Raw genomic sequence first — 16,370 nt, 5'->3', positions numbered from 1 at the left:
AGGATCCTAGCCGTCCGCGGCCGTGCCGCCCCGCGCGGCCACAGTCCGCCCGCCCCGTCTCCCCAACACAATGCAGTCAATTTTCGGCGCCGCGCCCCCGGATCCGCATGTTCGTCGCGCCGATCCCGCGAATTGACTGCGTTGTGTTGGTCGGGTCGGTCGGGGCGACGGCGAGTGCCGCGGCCCGGGCTTGCGGCCACCGCGAATCCGGGCCATAATGAAACGATTCATAAACCCGGAGGTGCCTCGATGGCGAGCGAACCCGATGCCGCGCCCGTGCGCGTGGCGTTCCGACTGCGCGTGAAGCCCGACATGCTCGACGAGTACATGCGCCGGCACGACCCCGTCTGGCCCGAGATGCTCGAAGAGATCGCCGCGTCGGGGCGCCGCAACTACTCGATCTTCCACGTCGGCGGCGGCGAGCTCGTCGGCTTCTACGAGACGGACGACGACGCCGCATCCCAGGCCTATCTCGCCGCGAGCGAGGTCGCCGCGCGCTGGGAGGCAGAGATGGCCCCCTTCTTCGTCGCGCAGGAGGGCCGCGCCGACCAGAACGCCCAGACCTTCCCCGAGGTGTTCCACCTCGAATCCCAGCTGCGCGCCGCACGCGCCCGCGACTAACGACCCACGCGGGGCGTCCGACGATGGCCGCCCCCGCATCCGACACACGCATACAGAGAAAGGCGGGGCCGACATGACGACCCTCTCCCAGGACATCCTCAACCAGCTCGAGAAGCAGGCCATCGAGCTCCCCTCGTGGGCGTTCGGCAACTCCGGCACGCGCTTCAAGGTGTTCCAGACCGCCGGCACCCCGCGGGATCCGTTCGAGAAGATCTCCGACGCCGCGCAGGTCCACAAGCTCACGGGCCTCGCCCCGACCGTCGCGCTCCACATTCCGTGGGACATGAGCGACTTCGACGACCTCCGCAAGCACGCGGAGGACGAGGGCGTCGCGCTCGGCACGATCAACTCGAACACGTTCCAGGACGACGACTACAAGTTCGGCGCCCTCACGCACGAGGACGCGCGGATCCGCACCAAGGCGATCGACCACCACCTCGCGTGCATCGACGTGATGGACAAGACCGGCTCGCGCGACCTGAAGATCTGGCTCGCCGAGGGGTCGAACTACCCGGGCCAGGCCGACATGCGCGGCCGCCAGGACCGCCTGCACGACTCGCTCGAGAAGATCTACGCGCGCCTCGGCGACGACCAGCGCCTCGTGCTCGAGTACAAGTTCTTCGAGCCGGCGTTCTACCACACCGATGTTCCGGACTGGGGCACCTCCTACGCCCAGGTCTCGGCCCTCGGTGACAAGGCGCTCGTGTGCCTCGACACGGGCCACCACGCGCCCGGCACGAACATCGAGTTCATCGTCATGCAGCTGCTGCGCCTCGGCAAGCTCGGCTCCTTCGACTTCAACAGCCGCTTCTACGCGGACGACGATCTCATCGTCGGATCCGCGGATCCGTTCCAGCTGTTCCGCATCGTCTTCGAGGTCGTGCGCGGCGGGGGCCTGAACAACCCCGACGTGCAGTTCATGCTCGACCAGTGCCACAACGTCGAGAACAAGATCCTCGGCCAGACCCGCTCCGTCCTGAACGTGCAGGAGATGACGGCCCGCGCGCTCCTCGTCGACACCGACGCGCTGCGCCAGGCCCAGATCGCCGGCGACCCCCTCGCCGCGCACCAGGTCTTCATGGACGCGTTCTACACCGACGTGCGCCCCGCGCTCGCGGAGTGGCGTGCCGGCCGCGGCCTCCCCGAGGACCCGATGGCGGCCTACCTCGCCTCCGGCTACCAGGAGAAGATCGAGGCCGAGCGCGTCGGCGGCACCCAGGCCGGCTGGGGCGCGTGATGGATCCCCGGGACACGACGATCGAGGGGCCGCACGGCCCGCTCGGTGTGCGCGTGTACCCGGCGGATCGCCCGAGCGGATCCGCGCTCGTCTGGGCGCACGGCGGCGGGTTCGCCGCCGGATCCGTGGACATGCCCGAGGGGGACGCCGTCGCGCGCGCGTTCGCGGCGCGCGGCGTCCCCACCGTCTCGGTCGACTACCGGCTCGCCCCCGTCGTGGCCGGTTCCCGGTGGGGCGACGAGGACCGGGCGGGGGTGCACTACCCCGTCGCGAGCGAGGAGGTCGGCGCGGCCTTCGCGTGGGCGCGCGCGCACGCGGCCGAGTGGGGAGCGGATCCCGGATCCGTCGCCCTCGGCGGGGCGAGCGCGGGCGCGAACCTCGCGGCCGGCGCGGCGCTCCGCCTCGTGCGCGCCGGCGCGGCGCTCCCCGCCCACCTCGTCCTCGCCTACCCCACGCTGCACGCGATCCAGCCGGCCGTGCCGGCGGACCTCACCGACGCGCTCGCCGCCGCGGGGCTAACCGAGCAGTTCTCGCCCGCCGTCGTGCGGGCGATGTACGAGAACTACCTCGGCGGATCCGCGGAGTCGGCGGACGAGATCGCCGCCCCCGGCACGGCCGGCGGTCTCGCGGGCTTCCCCGCCACGACGATCGTCGCGAGCGACGTCGATGAGCTGCGTGTGTCGGCCGCGGCGTTCGCCGCCGCGCTCGAGGCGGCCGGCGCCGACGTGGCGTATTGCGTCGAGCCCGGCACCCGCCACGGCCACCTCAACCGCCCCGACGAGCCCGGCTTCACGCCGACGATCGACACGTTCGTCCGGCGCCTGACCACCTCCTGACCCCCCTGTTCTTCGCCCGCGAAGCTACGAGAGAGACACCCATGACGAACCCCACCGTCGAAGACCTGATCACCCGGTCGAACCGCCTCGGTTCCGACCCCCAGAACACGAACTACGCCGGCGGCAACACGTCGGCGAAGGGCACCGAGATCGACCCCGTGACGGGCGAGCCCGTCGAGCTGCTGTGGGTCAAGGGATCCGGCGGCGACCTCGGCACGCTCACGGAGAAGGGCCTCGCCGCCCTCCGCCTCGACCGCATGCGCGCGCTCGTGAACGTCTACCCCGGCATCGACCGCGAGGACGAGATGGTCGCCGCCTTCGACTACTGCCTGCACGGCAAGGGCGGCGCGGCGCCGTCCATCGACACGGCCATGCACGGCCTCGTCGACGCGGCGCACGTCGACCACCTCCACCCCGACAGCGGCATCGCGATCGCGACCGCCGTCGACGGCGAGGAGCTGACGCGGAAGATCTTCGGCGACAAGGTCGTGTGGGTGCCGTGGCGCCGCCCCGGCTTCCAGCTGGGCCTCGACATCGCCGAGATCAAGAAGGCCAACCCGCAGGCGATCGGTACGATCCTCGGCGGCCACGGCATCACGGCCTGGGGCGACACGAGCGAGGAGAGCGAGCAGAACTCGCTCTGGATCATCTCCACCGCCGCGGCGTACATCGCCGAGCACGGCACGGCGGAGCCGTTCGGATCCGTTCGCGCCGGCTACGAGGCCCTCCCCGAGGCCGAGCGCCGCGCGAAGGCGGCCGCGCTCGCCGCGACGATCCGCGGCCTCGCCTCGACCGACGCGCCCATGGTCGGCCACTTCACCGACGCCGAGGTCGTCACGGACTTCCTCGCCTCCGAGAAGGCCCCCGCGCTCGCCGAGCTCGGCACGAGCTGCCCGGACCACTTCCTCCGCACCAAGGTCAAGCCGCTCATCCTCGACCTGCCGGCCGACGCGTCCGTCGAGGACTCGATCGCCCGCCTGAAGGAGCTGCACGAGGCGTACCGCGCCGACTATGCGGCGTACTACGACCGCCACGCGGACGAGGACAGCCCCGCGATGCGCGGAGCGGATCCGCTCATCGTCCTGGTGCCGGGCGTCGGCATGTTCAGCTACGGCAAGAACAAGCAGACCGCCCGCGTCGCCGGCGAGTTCTACGTCAACGCGATCAACGTCATGCGCGGCGCCGAGGCGCTGTCGACGTACGCGCCCATCGCCGAGTCGGAGAAGTTCCGCATCGAGTACTGGGCCCTCGAGGAGGCCAAGCTCCAGCGGACGCCCGCGCCGAAGACGCACCAGGGGCGCATCGCGTTCGTCACGGGTGCCGCCAGCGGCATCGGCAAGGCCATCGCCAAGCGCCTCGCCTCCGAGGGCGCGTGCGTCGTGATCGCCGACCTCGACCTCGCCAAGGCCCAGGCGGCCGCGGCCGAGATCGGCGGCCCCGACGTCGCCGTGGGCGTCGCCGCGAACGTCGCCGACGAGCAGGCCGTGAAGGCCTCGATCGACGCCGCGCTCCTCGCGTTCGGCGGCATCGACCTCGTCGTCAACAACGCGGGCCTGTCGCTGTCCAAGCCGCTGCTCGAGACGACCGAGAAGGACTGGGACCTGCAGCACGACGTGATGGCGAAGGGATCCTTCCTCGTCTCGAAGGCGGCCGCGACGCCGCTCATCGAGCAGGGCATGGGCGGCGACATCATCTACATCTCGTCCAAGAACTCGGTGTTCGCGGGCCCCAACAACATCGCGTACTCCGCGACGAAGGCCGACCAGGCGCACCAGGTGCGCCTGCTGGCGGTCGAGCTCGGCGAGCACGGCGTGCGCGTCAACGGCATCAACCCCGACGGCGTGGTGCGCGGATCCGGGATCTTTGCGGGCGGCTGGGGCGCGCAGCGCGCGGCGACCTACGGCGTCAACGAGGAGGACCTCGGCCAGTTCTACGCGAACCGCACGATCCTCAAGCGCGAGGTCGTGCCGGAGAACGTCGCCGACGCCGTGTACGTGCTGACGGGCCCCGAGCTCACGCGCACGACCGGGCTCCACATCCCCGTCGACTCGGGCGTCGCGCAGGCCTTCGTCCGCTGACCTCGCCCGACATAACGCAGTCAATTTTTCGCCCGGTGAGCCGCGTTCCCTGCAACGCCGGCGCCCGGGTGGGAAATTGACTGCATTGTGTTCGAAGACAACACCATGAGTGACGTAACCCGGATCCGCCTCGCGGAGCCCGGCGCCGGCGCAGGAGGCGGCAACACCATGCAGTCAGTTTTTTCCGGATCCGCGCGACACGCCGCGTATCGAGCCGACCGCCCGAATATTGACGGCGTTGTGGTGGAGCCGGGGGTCGCGCGATGAACGCCGTCGCCGCCGTTGACCTCGGCGCCACGAGCGGGCGCGTGATCGTCGGGCGCTTCGCCGACGGCTCGCTCGACATGACCACGGTCGGGCGCTTCCCGAACGCGCCCGTCACGACGCCGAGCGGCCTGCACTGGGACCTCGTCGCCCTGTACCGCGGGGCCCTCGACGGGCTGGCCGCGGCCTTCCGCGACGAGCCCGGCATCGCCTCGATCGGCGTCGACTCGTGGGCCGTGGACTACGCGCTCATGCGCGGCGACCGCATGCTCGGCACGCCCTTCCACTACCGCGACGAGCGCACGGCGCGCGGCGTCGAGGCCGTGCACGCCGACGTGCCCTTCGCCGAGCTCTACCGCCGCAACGGCCTCCAGTTCCTCCCGTTCAACACGCTGTACCAGCTCGCGTGTGAGCGCGAGGAGGGCATGCTGGGCCTCGCCGACGCGATGCTCCTCGTTCCCGACCTGTTCGGCTGGATGCTCACGGGCGAGCGCGTCGCCGAGCGCACCAACGCGTCAACGACCGGCCTGCTCGACGTCCGGACGAAGAACTGGGACACCGACCTCGCGACCCGCCTCGGGGTCCCGGCACGGATCCTCCCTCGCCTCGTGGACCCGGGCGAGCGCGTCGGTGACCTCCTGCCGCACGTCGCGCGGGAGCTCGGCGGATCCGCTCCGGTCGTCGCGGTCGGATCCCACGACACCGCCTCCGCGGTGCTCGCGGTGCCCATGCGGGCGGATCGCGCGGCGTACATCTCGTGCGGCACGTGGGGCCTCGTGGGCGTCGAGACCGAGACGCCCGTCCTCACCGACGCGGCGCGGGAGGCGAACTTCACGAACGAGGGCGGCGTCGACGGCCGCACGCGCTTCCTTCACAACGTGATGGGCCTGTGGCTGCTGAGCGAGACGATTCGCGAGTGGGAGCGCGAGCCGGGCGCCGAGAAGGTCGATCTGCCCGCCCTCCTCGCCCAGGCCGCCGAGGTGCGCACCCCCGTCGGAATCTTCGACGCCAACGACCCGGTCTTCATGCCCCCGGGCGACATGCCGGGCCGCATCGCCACCTGGCTGCGCGAGCACGACCAGCCGGTGCCGGCCACGCGCGCCGAGTTCGCCCGGTCGATCGTGGAGAGCCTCGCGGAGGCCTTCGCGGGCGCCGTGCGCACCGCCTCGGAGCTGTCGGGGATCCCCGTCGAGACGATCCACATCGTCGGGGGCGGATCCCTCAACACCCTCCTCTGCCAGCTCACGGCGGATCGCGCCGGCGTCTCGGTCGAGGCGGGACCCGTGGAGGCCACGGCGATCGGCAACCTGCTCATCCAGGGCCGCACGGCCGGGTTCGTCTCGGGTGACCTCGAGGCCCTGCGGGCCGTCGTGGCCGAGGCGTTCCCCCCGACGCGATACGCCCCGCGGGTCTGAGGACATGCAGGACGAACCGCCGGACGGGGAATGCCCGCCGGCGGTTCGTCGTTTCCCCACCCCGCGCGGGTCGCTGGCGGGCCGCGCGCGCGATGCTCTAACGTCGCGAGAAATCCCCCGCACACCCCCGAGCGAAAGCGATTCCGCGTGACGAACGACGCCCGCGACTCCAGCGCGCACCCGCCGACCGGCATCATCCCGACCGCGACGGGCATGATCCCGATCCCGACGGGGTCGATGCTCGTGCCGGACGCGGTCCGCTCGGCGGGCGGCGAGACGGCGCACGTCCACAAGGGCGATCAGCTCTCGAGCGCGCGGCGCTTCGCGTACGTCCTGCTCCTCGGCGCGCTCACGGCGCTCGGGCCCTTCACGGTCGACCTCTACCTGCCGGCGTTTCCGCTCCTGGAAGACGACTTCCAGACGACGAGCGCCGCGGTGCAGCTCACCCTCACGGGCACGATGGTGGGCTTCGCGCTCGGTCAGCTCATCGTCGGCCCCCTAAGCGACAAGGTGGGCCGGCGCACGCCGCTCCTCATCGCCACGAGCCTGCACCTCGTCGCGAGCCTCGGCGCCGCGCTCGCGCCCTCGCTCGAGCTGCTCGGCGCCGCGCGCGTCCTCATGGGCATCGGCGCGGCCGGCGGCGGCGTCGTCGCGATGGCGATGGTGCGCGACCTGTTCGGCGGGCGCCGGCTCGTCATCATGCTCTCCCGGCTCGCGCTCGTGACGGGCGTGGCGCCGGTGATCGCGCCGCTGATCGGATCCGCCCTGCTCGAGGTCATGCCGTGGCGCGGCATCTTCGTCGTCCTGTTCGGCTACGGGCTCGCGATCCTCCTGTGCGCCCTGTTTGCTCTCCCCGAGACGCGGCCCGCGAGCGACCGGGCGACGGCCGACACCGTCTCGATCCGCCACCGCTACCGCGTCGTGTTCTCCGACCGCGTCTACGTGGGCGTGCTCATCATCGGCGCCATGACCTTCTCGGGCCTGTTCTCCTACCTGTCGTCCTCGTCGTTCCTGTTCCAGGAGACGTTCGGGCTGACGACCATGCAGTACGGGCTCGTGTTCGCGGCGAACTCGGCGGGGCTCATCCTCGGCAACCAGATCGCGGCGCGGCTGGCGGCCCGGTTCGGCCCGCAGTGGGTGCTCGCCTTCTCGACGGGGGCCCTCGTGGTCACGTCGGCCGCGATCCCGATCACCTCGGCGCTCGTGCCGGGCCCCTGGGGTGTGATCGTGCCGCTGTTCCTGTTCATGACCTCGTGCGGGTTCACGTTCCCCTGCGCGCAGGTGCTCGCACTCGACCGGCACCCCGACGCGGCCGGCACGGCCGCGTCGGTCCTCGGCGCGGCGAACAACGGCGTCGCGGGGATCATCTCGCCGCTCGTCGGCCTCGTCTCGGCGGCCAGCGGCATCACCCCCGCCTCCATGGCGTCGATCATGATCGCCTGCGCGCTCCTCGGCGCCGCGGCGCTGTGGTTCATCGTGCGCCCGCGGACGCTCGGCGGCCTCTCGGCCTGAGCGGATCCGCCCGTCAGGCGCGCGCGCCGGGGGCCGGATCCGCGGGGCCCGGATCGACCGTCGGCGTCGCGACGGTGATGGGGCGCGTCTCATCGATCGTCAGGCGGAAGCGGGCCCGCTCGGCCCGGTGCAGGCGCCCCGACCAGATCAGCCAGACCGCGCCGATCGCGGCGGCGAGAAGCCCCGCGGCCCCGCCCACGACGATCGCCGAGCGCGGCCCCCAGGCGTCGGCGATCGCCCCGACGAGCGGCGCGCCGATCGGGGTGGAGCCCATGATGACGGCGAGGTACAGGGCGAGCACGCGGCCGCGCAGGGCCGGATCCGTCGTGGTCTGGACGAACCCGTTCGCGGTCGTGAGCATCGTCACGGTGCAGAAGCCGATCGCCACGCACACGAGGGCGTAGCCGAGGTAGGCGGGCATCGCGGCCGAGACGATCGAGAACACGCCGAAGCCGCCCGAGGCGAGCATCACGACCCGCAGGCGCGCGCGGTCCCGCCGTGCCGCGAGCAGGGCGCCCGCGAGGGATCCGATCGCCAGCGCCGAGCTGAGGAGCCCGTAGCCGTCCGCGTCGCGGCCGAACTCGACCGCCATTGTGGAGGCGAAGATGGGAAAGTTCATCCCGAACGCGCCCATGAGGAACGCCATCGTGAACGTGACGACGAGGTCGGGCCGCCCCCACACGTAGCGCGCGCCGTCGGCGAGGCGCCCGGATCCGCGCCGCTGCCGCACGCGCGGCTCGAGCTCGCCCGCCCGCATGGCGGCGAGGGCCGCGAGCATCGCCGCGAAGGTCGCCGCGTTGACGATGAACACCCAGCCGCTGCCGACGACGATGAGCAGCACGCTCCCGACCGCCGGCCCGATGAGGCGGGCCATGTTGAACGAGGCCGAGTTCAGCGCCACGGCGTTCGAGGTGTGCGCGCGGCCGACGATGTCGCTGACGAACGCCTGCCGGGCGGGGGCGTCGAACGCGTTCGCGACGCCGAACAGGGTCGCGAGCACGAGCATGAGCGGCAGCGTAAGGACGTCCGTGAGGAGCAGGACGCCGATCGCGACCGACAGGAGCCCCAGGGATCCCTGCGTGAGGACCAGGAGCGTGCGGCGGTCGAACCGGTCGGCCACCCAGCCGGTGACGCCGACGAGCACGAGCGGCGGGCCGAACTGGCAGGCCATCGTGATGCCGACGGCCGTCGCGTCGTGGTCGGTGAGCTCGGTGAGGACGACCCAGTCCTGCGCCGTGGACTGCATCCACGCGCCGACGTTCGAGATGAGGGCGCCGAGGAACCACACGCGGTAGTTGAACACCCCGAGGGAGCGGAACATCGTCGTCATCGGTGCACCTCGCGCAGGATGATCTCGGCCGCCCGGTGCAGGGTGTCGCGCTCGTCCTGTGGGAGGTCGACGAGGATCCGCGCGAGCCACGTGTCGCGGCGGCGCACGGTGTCCTCGACCACGCCGGTCCCGGCCTCCGTGATCGCGATCTGCACCTTGCGGCGGTCGCCCGCGTCGGCGGAGCGGGCGACGTAGCCGAGCTCCTCGAGGCCGTTGACCGTGCGGGTCATGGAGGGCGCCGTGATGCCGTCGCGCTCGGCGAGCGCCGTGAGGGTGTGCGGGCCGTGCAGGTGTAGCGCGACGAGCACGGCGAACTGCCCGTCGCTCATGGTGGACACGGAGCGCTGCTGGCGGATCCGCCGCGCCAGCCGCAGCGTCGCGGCGCGCAGGTCGGAGGCCTCGCGGGAGAGGGGATCGTCGGTCGTCATACGAATCGTTAGTTTAGGCCATTAGTTCTGCTAAGGATATGGACGGCCGCGCCGCGGGGCGGATCCCGCGCGTCCCGGCGGGTGGGATGATCGGCGCATGGCCTCCTTCGTCGACCGACTCGGCACCCGGATCCACTACGACGTGCGGCGCCCGGACGGCCCGCCCCGCGGCGTGGTGCACGTGCTGCACGGTGTCGGCGAGCACGCGGGGCGCTACGGCGCGCTCCTCGACGCGCTCGCCGCGGCGGGGTGGGCGGCGTACGCGGACGATCACCGCGGGCACGGCCGCACGGGCATGGAGCAGCACGGCCGGGCCGAGCGCCTCGCGCGCCTCGGCGCCGGCGGACACCGCGCCGCCGAGGACGCCGCCTGGCGCATGTCGCAGATCGCGCGCGACGAGAACCCCGGCGTCCCGCTCGTCGTCCTCGGGCACTCGTGGGGATCTTTCCTCGCGCAGATCCTCGTGAACGACCACCCGGGCGCCTACGACGGGATCGTGCTCGTCGGATCCGCCCTCCGCTGGCCCGGATCCCTCAACGCCGCGCCGCTCAACGCGCGCTGGGCCGCGCCCGGCGCGAAGGGGAACGAGTGGATCTCAGAGGATCCCGCGGTGCAGGACGCGGCGCTCGCGGATCCGCTCACCACCCAGACGCCGCTCGCGAAGGCGTTCGGGCCGTGGAACACCCTGCGCCTCGTGGGGCGTCCCCGGCGCGGCCTCCCCGACACCCCGACGTTGCTGCTCGTCGGCCGCGACGACGCCGTGGGCGGGCCGCGGTCGGTGCACCGGCTCGCCGAGGCGTATCGCCGCCGCTCGGGGTTCACCGACGTGACGACCCACGTCTACGAGGGGCGGCACGAGATCCTCAACGGGTTCGTCCAGGAGCGCGTGCGCGCCGACATCCTCGGGTGGCTCGACGCCCGCTTCCCCCGTTCCTGAGAGCGTCCGCCGCGTAGGCTGAAGGCATGCACGGCGAATATAAGGTCCCCGGCGGCAAGCTCGTCGTCGTCGACCTCGAGGTGACGGACGGACGGATCAGCGAGTTCGCTCTCGCGGGGGACTTCTTCCTCGAGCCGGACGACGCGCTCGGCGACATCAACGCCGCCGTCGTCGGCATGCCCGACACGGCCGAGGTGCCGGCGATCGCCTCGGCGATCCGGCGCGCGCTTCCGGAGGGGGCGCAGCTCATCGGCTTCACGCCCGAGGCGGTCGGCACGGCCACCCGCCGCGCGCTCGTGACCGCGTCGACGTGGTCCGACTTCGCGTGGGAGATCGTCGACGACCCGGCCGTCTCGCCGCTCATGAACCTCGCCCTCGACGAGGTGCTCACCTCCCGCGTCGGCGCGGGGCGCCGCACCCCGACGCTGCGCATCTGGGAGTGGGACCGCTCGGCGGTCGTCATCGGATCCTTCCAGTCGTACCGCAACGAGGTGGATCCGGACGGCGCCGCCCAGCACGGCTTCGAGGTCGTGCGACGCATCTCGGGCGGCGGCGCCATGCTCATGGGCGCCGAGCAGATCATCACGTACTCGCTCTACGTGCCCGCGTCGCTCGTCGCGGGCCTCACCTTCGCCGACTCGTACGCGTACCTCGACGACTGGGTGCTGCAGGCGCTCGAGTCGGTGGGGATCCGCGCGACGTACCAGGGCCTCAACGACATCGCGAGCCCCGAGGGCAAGATCGGCGGCGCCGCGCAGAAGCGCCTCGCCAACGGCGGGATCCTGCACCACGCGACCCTCAGCTACGACATCGACGGCCAGGTCATGACCGAGGTGCTCCGCATCGGCCGCGAGAAGCTCAGCGACAAGGGCACGACCTCGGCCGCCAAGCGCGTGGACCCCCTGCGTTCCCAGACCGGCATGGAGCGTCGGGCGATCATCGACGCCTTCATGGACGTGTTCGCGCGGCTGACGGGCGCGACGCGCGGATCCATTACCCCCGAGGAATACGCCGAGGCCGAGGAGCTCGTGCGGACGAAGTTCGCCACCGACGCCTGGCTGCACCGGGTCCCGTGACCGCCGTCGACCCCGCCCCGCAACGGGGCCTGTCCCTCGGCGCGCCCGTCGCGATCCACCACGGCGACAACCTCGAGGTCATCCAGAAGCTTCCGGACGCCGCCTTCACGATGATCTACCTGGATCCGCCCTTCAACACCGGCCGCAAGCGGCAGCACACCACGCAGCGCGTCACGCACGCGCCCGATGCCGTCCACATCGGCAACGTCGCCGACGACCCGGACGGCGCGCTGTTCGGCGAGGACTTCCTGCACGCGACCGAGAACCCGGTCTGGAACGGGTTCCACGGCCGCAAGTACGAGCGGATCCGCCAGACCCTGACGACCTTCGACGACCGCTTCGACGACTACTGGGCGTTCCTCGAGCCGCGCCTGAGCGAGGCGTGGCGCCTCCTGGCGGACGACGGCACGCTCTACCTGCACCTCGACTACCGTGAGGCGCACTACGCGAAGGTCATGCTCGACGCGGTGTTCGGGCGCGACCACTTCCTCAACGAGATCATCTGGGCCTACGACTACGGCGCGAAGAGCAAGTCGCGCTGGCCCACGAAGCACGACACGATCCTCGTGTACGTCAAGGATCCGGACCGGTACCACTTCGACTCCGACGCGATCGATCGCGAGCCGTACATGGCGCCGGGCCTCGTCGACGCCGACAAGGCGGCGCGCGGCAAGCTCCCGACGGACGTCTGGTGGCACACGATCGTGCCGACGAGCGGACCCGAGCGCACCGGCTACCCGACGCAGAAGCCCGAGGGGATTCTCGCGCGCATGATCAAGGCGTCCACCCGCCCCGGCGACCGTGTGCTCGACTTCTTTGCCGGATCCGGCACCACGGGTGCGGTGGCCTCGCGCCTCGGCCGCCAGGCGGTCCTCGTCGACGGCAGCCCCCGCGCCATCGAGGTGATGCAGGCGCGCATGCCGCACGCCGTCGTCATCCGGTAGGCCGCCGTGCGGAACGACTCGTCCCGTCCCCCTCAACGCGATCCGGCCGGTCGGCGTTCGAGGGGACGCTCGGAGCGCAGCGATCGGTGCTCGCCGGCGCTGGCTCGGGTCTGGCGGGCGCGCGAGGAACGAGCGCGCGGGATGCAGCAGGCCTCAACGCGATCCGGCCGGTCGCCGTTCTAGCGGACGCTCGGAGCGCAGCGATCGGTTCTCGCCGGCGCTGGCTCGGGTCTGGCGGGCGCGCGAGGAACGAGCGCGCGGGATGCGCCGGCGGGAACCGATCGCGGAGCGGCGCCAAGCCCCGCACAGACGTCCGGCACCGACCCTCCCGCACGACCCCGCCACCCACTACTCTGACGCTCATGCGCTTCGGAACATTCATCCCGCAAGGCTGGCGATTCGATCTCGTCGGCATTGATCCGTCCGACCAGTGGGAGACGATGCGCTCCCTCGCTCAGCGGGCCGACGAGGGCCCGTGGGAGTCGATCTGGGTGTACGACCACTTTCACACGACGCCGGTGGCGAGCGACGAGGCGACGCACGAGGCGTGGAGCCTGATGTCGGCGTTCGCGGCGTCGACCTCCCGGGTCCGGCTGGGGCAGATGTGCACGTGCATGGGCTACCGCAACCCGGCCTACCTCGCGAAGGTGGCGGCGACGGTGGATCACGTGTCGGCGGGCCGGGTCGAGATGGGCATCGGCGGCGGCTGGTACGAGCACGAGTGGCGCGCGTACGGGTACGGCTTCCCCGCGATCGGCGACCGGCTGCGGGCGCTCAGGGAGGGCGTCGACATCATGCGCCAGGCGTGGACGACGGGATCCGCGAGCCTCGACGGCCGGTACTACCAGGTCGACGGCGCGATCGTGCGGCCGATGCCCGTGCAGGAGGGCGGGATCCCGCTGTGGATCTCGGGCGGGGGTGAGAAGGTGACGCTGAAGATCGCGGCGCAGTACGCGCAGTACACGAACTTCGGATCCGGCGAGCTCGAGACGTTCCGGCACAAGGACGAGGTGCTCCGCGGCCACTGCGAGGCGATCGGGCGCGACCACGCGGAGATCACCCGCTCGACGAACCTCAACGTCGTGATCGGGGAGACGGAGCGGGAGGTCGCCGATCGCGTGGCGGCGGTGGCGGATCGCCTGGCGCCGCACCTCGGCGAGGAGCACGCCGGCTACGTGCAGAACTTCGCGCAGGGCGCGCCCGGCGTCGGAACGGTCGAGCAGGTCACGGAGCGCCTCGCTGCGCTGCGGGACGCGGGCGTGGACTACGCGATCGGGTACTTCCCGGAGCTGGCATACGACACCTCGGGCGTCGAGCTCTTCGAGCGCCAGGTCATCCCGGCGCTGTCGTAGGCGCGCGGGTCAGGCCGGCGAGGCGAGCGGCGTGACGGACGCGTAGCCGTCCGTCACGTCGCGCGTCTCGACGTCGAACACCCGCGTGAGCGCGGCGTCCCACCCCGGCGCGCCGGTCCGTGCGAAGCGGGTGGCGGACCCGTGCACGGCGTCGACGAGCGCGGCCGGCGGGTTGTCTCCCGCGATGCGCGCGACGCCGTGGGCGTGGGGCACGTCGAAGAAGAACGGCACGTCGAGGCAGTGCATGGCCCAGCCTGTGGCCGGCGAGGGCCAGGAAAATCGGTAGGTCCACGTGCGCTCGGGCCCGCGGGCGGCCGTGACGGCGGCGACGTGGCGCCGGAACAGCGCGTCGGTGGCGTAGCGCCCGAGGACGTTCGCGGTCCCGCGCACGTCGCCGTTCGCGCGCCGATACGCGCGGCGCCGGGCGCCGTGGAGCCCGACGAGCGCGAGGAGCGGGGCGGCGGGGAGGAAGCGGAGCGCGCGCCGGTGCCGGTCGAGGACCATCGAGAACTCGTCGTCGGTCGAGCCGATCACCAGCGGCACCGACGCGCCTTCGCCGCCGGCGAGCGCCTCGAGCGTGGGGTGGGGGATCAGGTCGCCGTCGACGACGGGCCCGACGTGGAGGCCTCGGGAGAGCGTGCGGCGGAGCGCGGAGGGCCCGGACCCGCCGCGGATGTGGGGTTTCTGCGCCTCGGAGAGGACGCCGCGGGGGAGCGCCGCGAGCGCCGCGGGGGTGTTCGCGCACCCCGCCTCGGCGGCGATTCGGTCGCCGAGGCGCAGCGCGTCCTCCGCGGTCAGGTGGGCGAGCGTCGGCGACATGCTCCACGCGGAATGGAAGAGTCCGCGGGCGGCGGGGATGCCGAGGAGGGTGAGGACGGCGCCGCCGCCGGCCGACTGCCCCGCGAGGGTGACGCGATCCGGGTCGCCGCCAAACGCGCGGGCGTTCTCCCGGACCCAGGCGAGCGCGAGCAGCCAGTCGCGCACGCCTCGGTTGTGCGGGGCGCCGCGCACGCCCGCGAACCCGGCGTGCGCGATCCGGTACGAAAGGGTGACTGTCACGACCCCGTCGCGGGCGAAGGAGGCGCCGTCGTACCAGGGGCTCGCGATGGAGCCGGACGAATACGCCCCGCCGTGAATGTAGACGACGACGGGCAGCCCGGCCCGGCGCGACGGATCCGGCGTGAAGACGTTGACGTTGAGCGTCTCCCGTCCCGGCACGCTCGGCTCGGGGATCAGCGTGACGCCGTTGTCGCCCCGCTGGGGCGTCGCGCCCTGCCGTGTGGCGTCGCGGATCCCGTCCCACCCCGCGTGCGGGACGGGCGCCTCGTACGCCGCCTGGCCCACCGGCGCCGCCGCGTACGGGATGCCGAGGAAGGTCGCGCAGTCGCCGCGCCAGAACCCGCGCACGCGCCCGGCCGAGGTCGCGACGAGCGGATCCGAGCGGCCCGCGCGCGGCGACGTGCGCCCATCGATGAGGGGGACCCCGCGGATCTCGGTCGGGACGTCACGCGTCATGGGCCGAGCGTAGCGAACCGGCGGGCCACGGCGGATCCATAGCCGGCGCATACGCGGTGTCAGCCGCAGCCCGTAGCCTGCGGTCATGGCCCAGGTTCAGGTGGACGAGAGCGTCCTCGCCCGCGCGCGCGAGCTGCGCGATGACATGCAGCGCTTCCTCAACGAGTACCGGTTCGGGATGCGGGAGATCGAGACGAAGCTCGAGATCTTGCGCGACGACTTCGAGCACCAGCACTCCCACAACCCCATCGAGCACCTGTCCAGCCGGGTCAAGAGCGTCGACTCGATGATCGAGAAGGTCCAGCGCAAGGGCGTCGAGCCCACTCTGGACGCGATTCGCGCCGAGATCCTCGACGTCGCGGGCGTGCGCGTCACCTGCAGCTTCGTGAGCGACGCGTACCGGCTGTTCGAGCTGCTGTGCGGCCAGGACGACGTGCGGGTCATGACCGTGAAGGACTACATCGCCCACCCCAAGGCCAACGGCTACAAGAGCCTGCACGCGGTCGTGGAGGTGCCGGTGTTCCTGCCGCGCGGCACGGTGCACGTGCCGGTCGAGGTGCAGTTCCGCACGATCGCGATGGACTTCTGGGCGAGCCTCGAGCACAAGATCTACTACAAGTACGACAAGCAGGTGCCCGCCGGCCTCCTCGACGATCTCCGCGAGGCGGCGCTCACCGCGAGCGAGCTGGACGCGAAGATGGAGCGCCTGCACCGCGAGGTCCACGGATCCGAGGAGCCCGCGGCGCCCGCCCCCGCCCCGCGCGAGCTCCCGGGCCGCGGCGCCCACGCGGCGTAGGCCGCCCGCCCGCGCCGAGCGGGGCGTCA

14 protein-coding genes are annotated in these 16,370 nt (G+C 72.1%); 11 read left to right on the top strand and 3 right to left on the bottom strand.

Going from position 1 to position 16,370, the window contains the following annotated elements:
- Window positions 1-249 precede the first annotated feature (249 nt).
- From G8E01_RS00770 to G8E01_RS00745, 6 genes are all read left to right on the top strand, one after another.
- The gene (locus G8E01_RS00770) at window positions 250-621 is read left to right on the top strand and encodes an L-rhamnose mutarotase (RefSeq protein WP_166314501.1); all 372 of its coding nucleotides are present in this window, start codon (window positions 250-252) and stop codon (window positions 619-621) included.
- Between the two features lie 73 nt (window positions 622-694).
- Entirely contained in the window at window positions 695-1,858 is a 1,164-nt protein-coding gene (gene rhaI, locus G8E01_RS00765) for an L-rhamnose isomerase (RefSeq protein WP_166314498.1), read from the top strand.
- Window positions 1,858-2,694, top strand: coding sequence for an alpha/beta hydrolase fold domain-containing protein (locus tag G8E01_RS00760; protein WP_166314495.1), 837 nt, complete (start codon window positions 1,858-1,860; stop codon window positions 2,692-2,694). The genes rhaI and G8E01_RS00760 overlap by 1 nt, the downstream gene beginning before the upstream one ends.
- 41 nt (window positions 2,695-2,735) lie before the next feature.
- On the top strand, window positions 2,736-4,772 hold the full coding sequence (locus G8E01_RS00755) for a bifunctional aldolase/short-chain dehydrogenase (protein ID WP_166314492.1): 2,037 nt from the start codon (window positions 2,736-2,738) through the stop codon (window positions 4,770-4,772).
- 263 nt (window positions 4,773-5,035) lie between these two features.
- The gene (locus tag G8E01_RS00750; protein ID WP_166314489.1) at window positions 5,036-6,451 is read left to right on the top strand and encodes a rhamnulokinase; all 1,416 of its coding nucleotides are present in this window, start codon (window positions 5,036-5,038) and stop codon (window positions 6,449-6,451) included.
- A 213-nt stretch (window positions 6,452-6,664) separates the two neighbouring features.
- On the top strand, window positions 6,665-7,963 hold the full coding sequence (locus G8E01_RS00745) for a multidrug effflux MFS transporter (RefSeq protein ID WP_205827297.1): 1,299 nt from the start codon (window positions 6,665-6,667) through the stop codon (window positions 7,961-7,963).
- Window positions 7,964-7,976: 13 nt separating this feature from the next.
- Here G8E01_RS00745 and G8E01_RS00740 read toward each other — a convergent pair whose 3' ends face one another.
- Together G8E01_RS00740 and G8E01_RS00735 are read right to left on the bottom strand one after the other, a co-directional pair.
- Entirely contained in the window at window positions 7,977-9,284 is a 1,308-nt protein-coding gene (locus G8E01_RS00740; protein ID WP_205827298.1) for an MFS transporter, read from the bottom strand.
- A gap of 5 nt (window positions 9,285-9,289) precedes the next feature.
- Entirely contained in the window at window positions 9,290-9,721 is a 432-nt protein-coding gene (locus G8E01_RS00735) for a MarR family winged helix-turn-helix transcriptional regulator (RefSeq protein ID WP_166314480.1), read from the bottom strand.
- 97 nt (window positions 9,722-9,818) lie between these two features.
- On the opposite strand from G8E01_RS00735, the gene G8E01_RS00730 reads away from it, so the two are divergent.
- The 4 genes from G8E01_RS00730 to G8E01_RS00715 all read left to right on the top strand — a co-directional run bounded on the left by G8E01_RS00730 (window position 9,819) and on the right by G8E01_RS00715 (window position 14,030).
- Complete coding sequence (locus G8E01_RS00730; protein ID WP_166314477.1) at window positions 9,819-10,658, top strand: alpha/beta fold hydrolase; 840 nt, start codon at window positions 9,819-9,821, stop codon at window positions 10,656-10,658.
- 26 nt (window positions 10,659-10,684) lie between these two features.
- On the top strand, window positions 10,685-11,734 hold the full coding sequence (locus tag G8E01_RS00725) for a lipoate-protein ligase LplAB (RefSeq protein WP_166314474.1): 1,050 nt from the start codon (window positions 10,685-10,687) through the stop codon (window positions 11,732-11,734).
- Entirely contained in the window at window positions 11,731-12,678 is a 948-nt protein-coding gene (locus G8E01_RS00720; protein WP_420826016.1) for a DNA-methyltransferase, read from the top strand. Before G8E01_RS00725 ends, G8E01_RS00720 begins: the two co-directional genes overlap by 4 nt.
- A 362-nt stretch (window positions 12,679-13,040) precedes the next feature.
- Window positions 13,041-14,030, top strand: a complete 990-nt coding sequence (locus tag G8E01_RS00715; protein WP_166314472.1) for an LLM class F420-dependent oxidoreductase — start codon at window positions 13,041-13,043, stop codon at window positions 14,028-14,030.
- Between the two features lie 9 nt (window positions 14,031-14,039).
- On the opposite strand, the gene G8E01_RS00710 is transcribed toward G8E01_RS00715, so the two are convergent.
- Window positions 14,040-15,545: a carboxylesterase/lipase family protein gene (locus G8E01_RS00710; protein ID WP_166314470.1), complete on the bottom strand. Its 1,506-nt coding sequence runs from the start codon at window positions 15,543-15,545 to the stop codon at window positions 14,040-14,042.
- Window positions 15,546-15,630: 85 nt separating this feature from the next.
- On the opposite strand from G8E01_RS00710, the gene G8E01_RS00705 reads away from it, so the two are divergent.
- Window positions 15,631-16,341, top strand: a complete 711-nt coding sequence (locus G8E01_RS00705; RefSeq protein ID WP_166314468.1) for a GTP pyrophosphokinase — start codon at window positions 15,631-15,633, stop codon at window positions 16,339-16,341.
- Window positions 16,342-16,370: the final 29 nt, after the last annotated feature.

Origin of the sequence: Microbacterium excoecariae (genome assembly GCF_011326725.1) — a bacterium.
Taxonomy (GTDB): Bacteria; Actinomycetota; Actinomycetes; order Actinomycetales; family Microbacteriaceae; genus Microbacterium; species Microbacterium excoecariae.
Note: the sequence above shows the minus strand (reverse complement) of the source record. Positions and strands in the feature narration are given on the sequence as shown.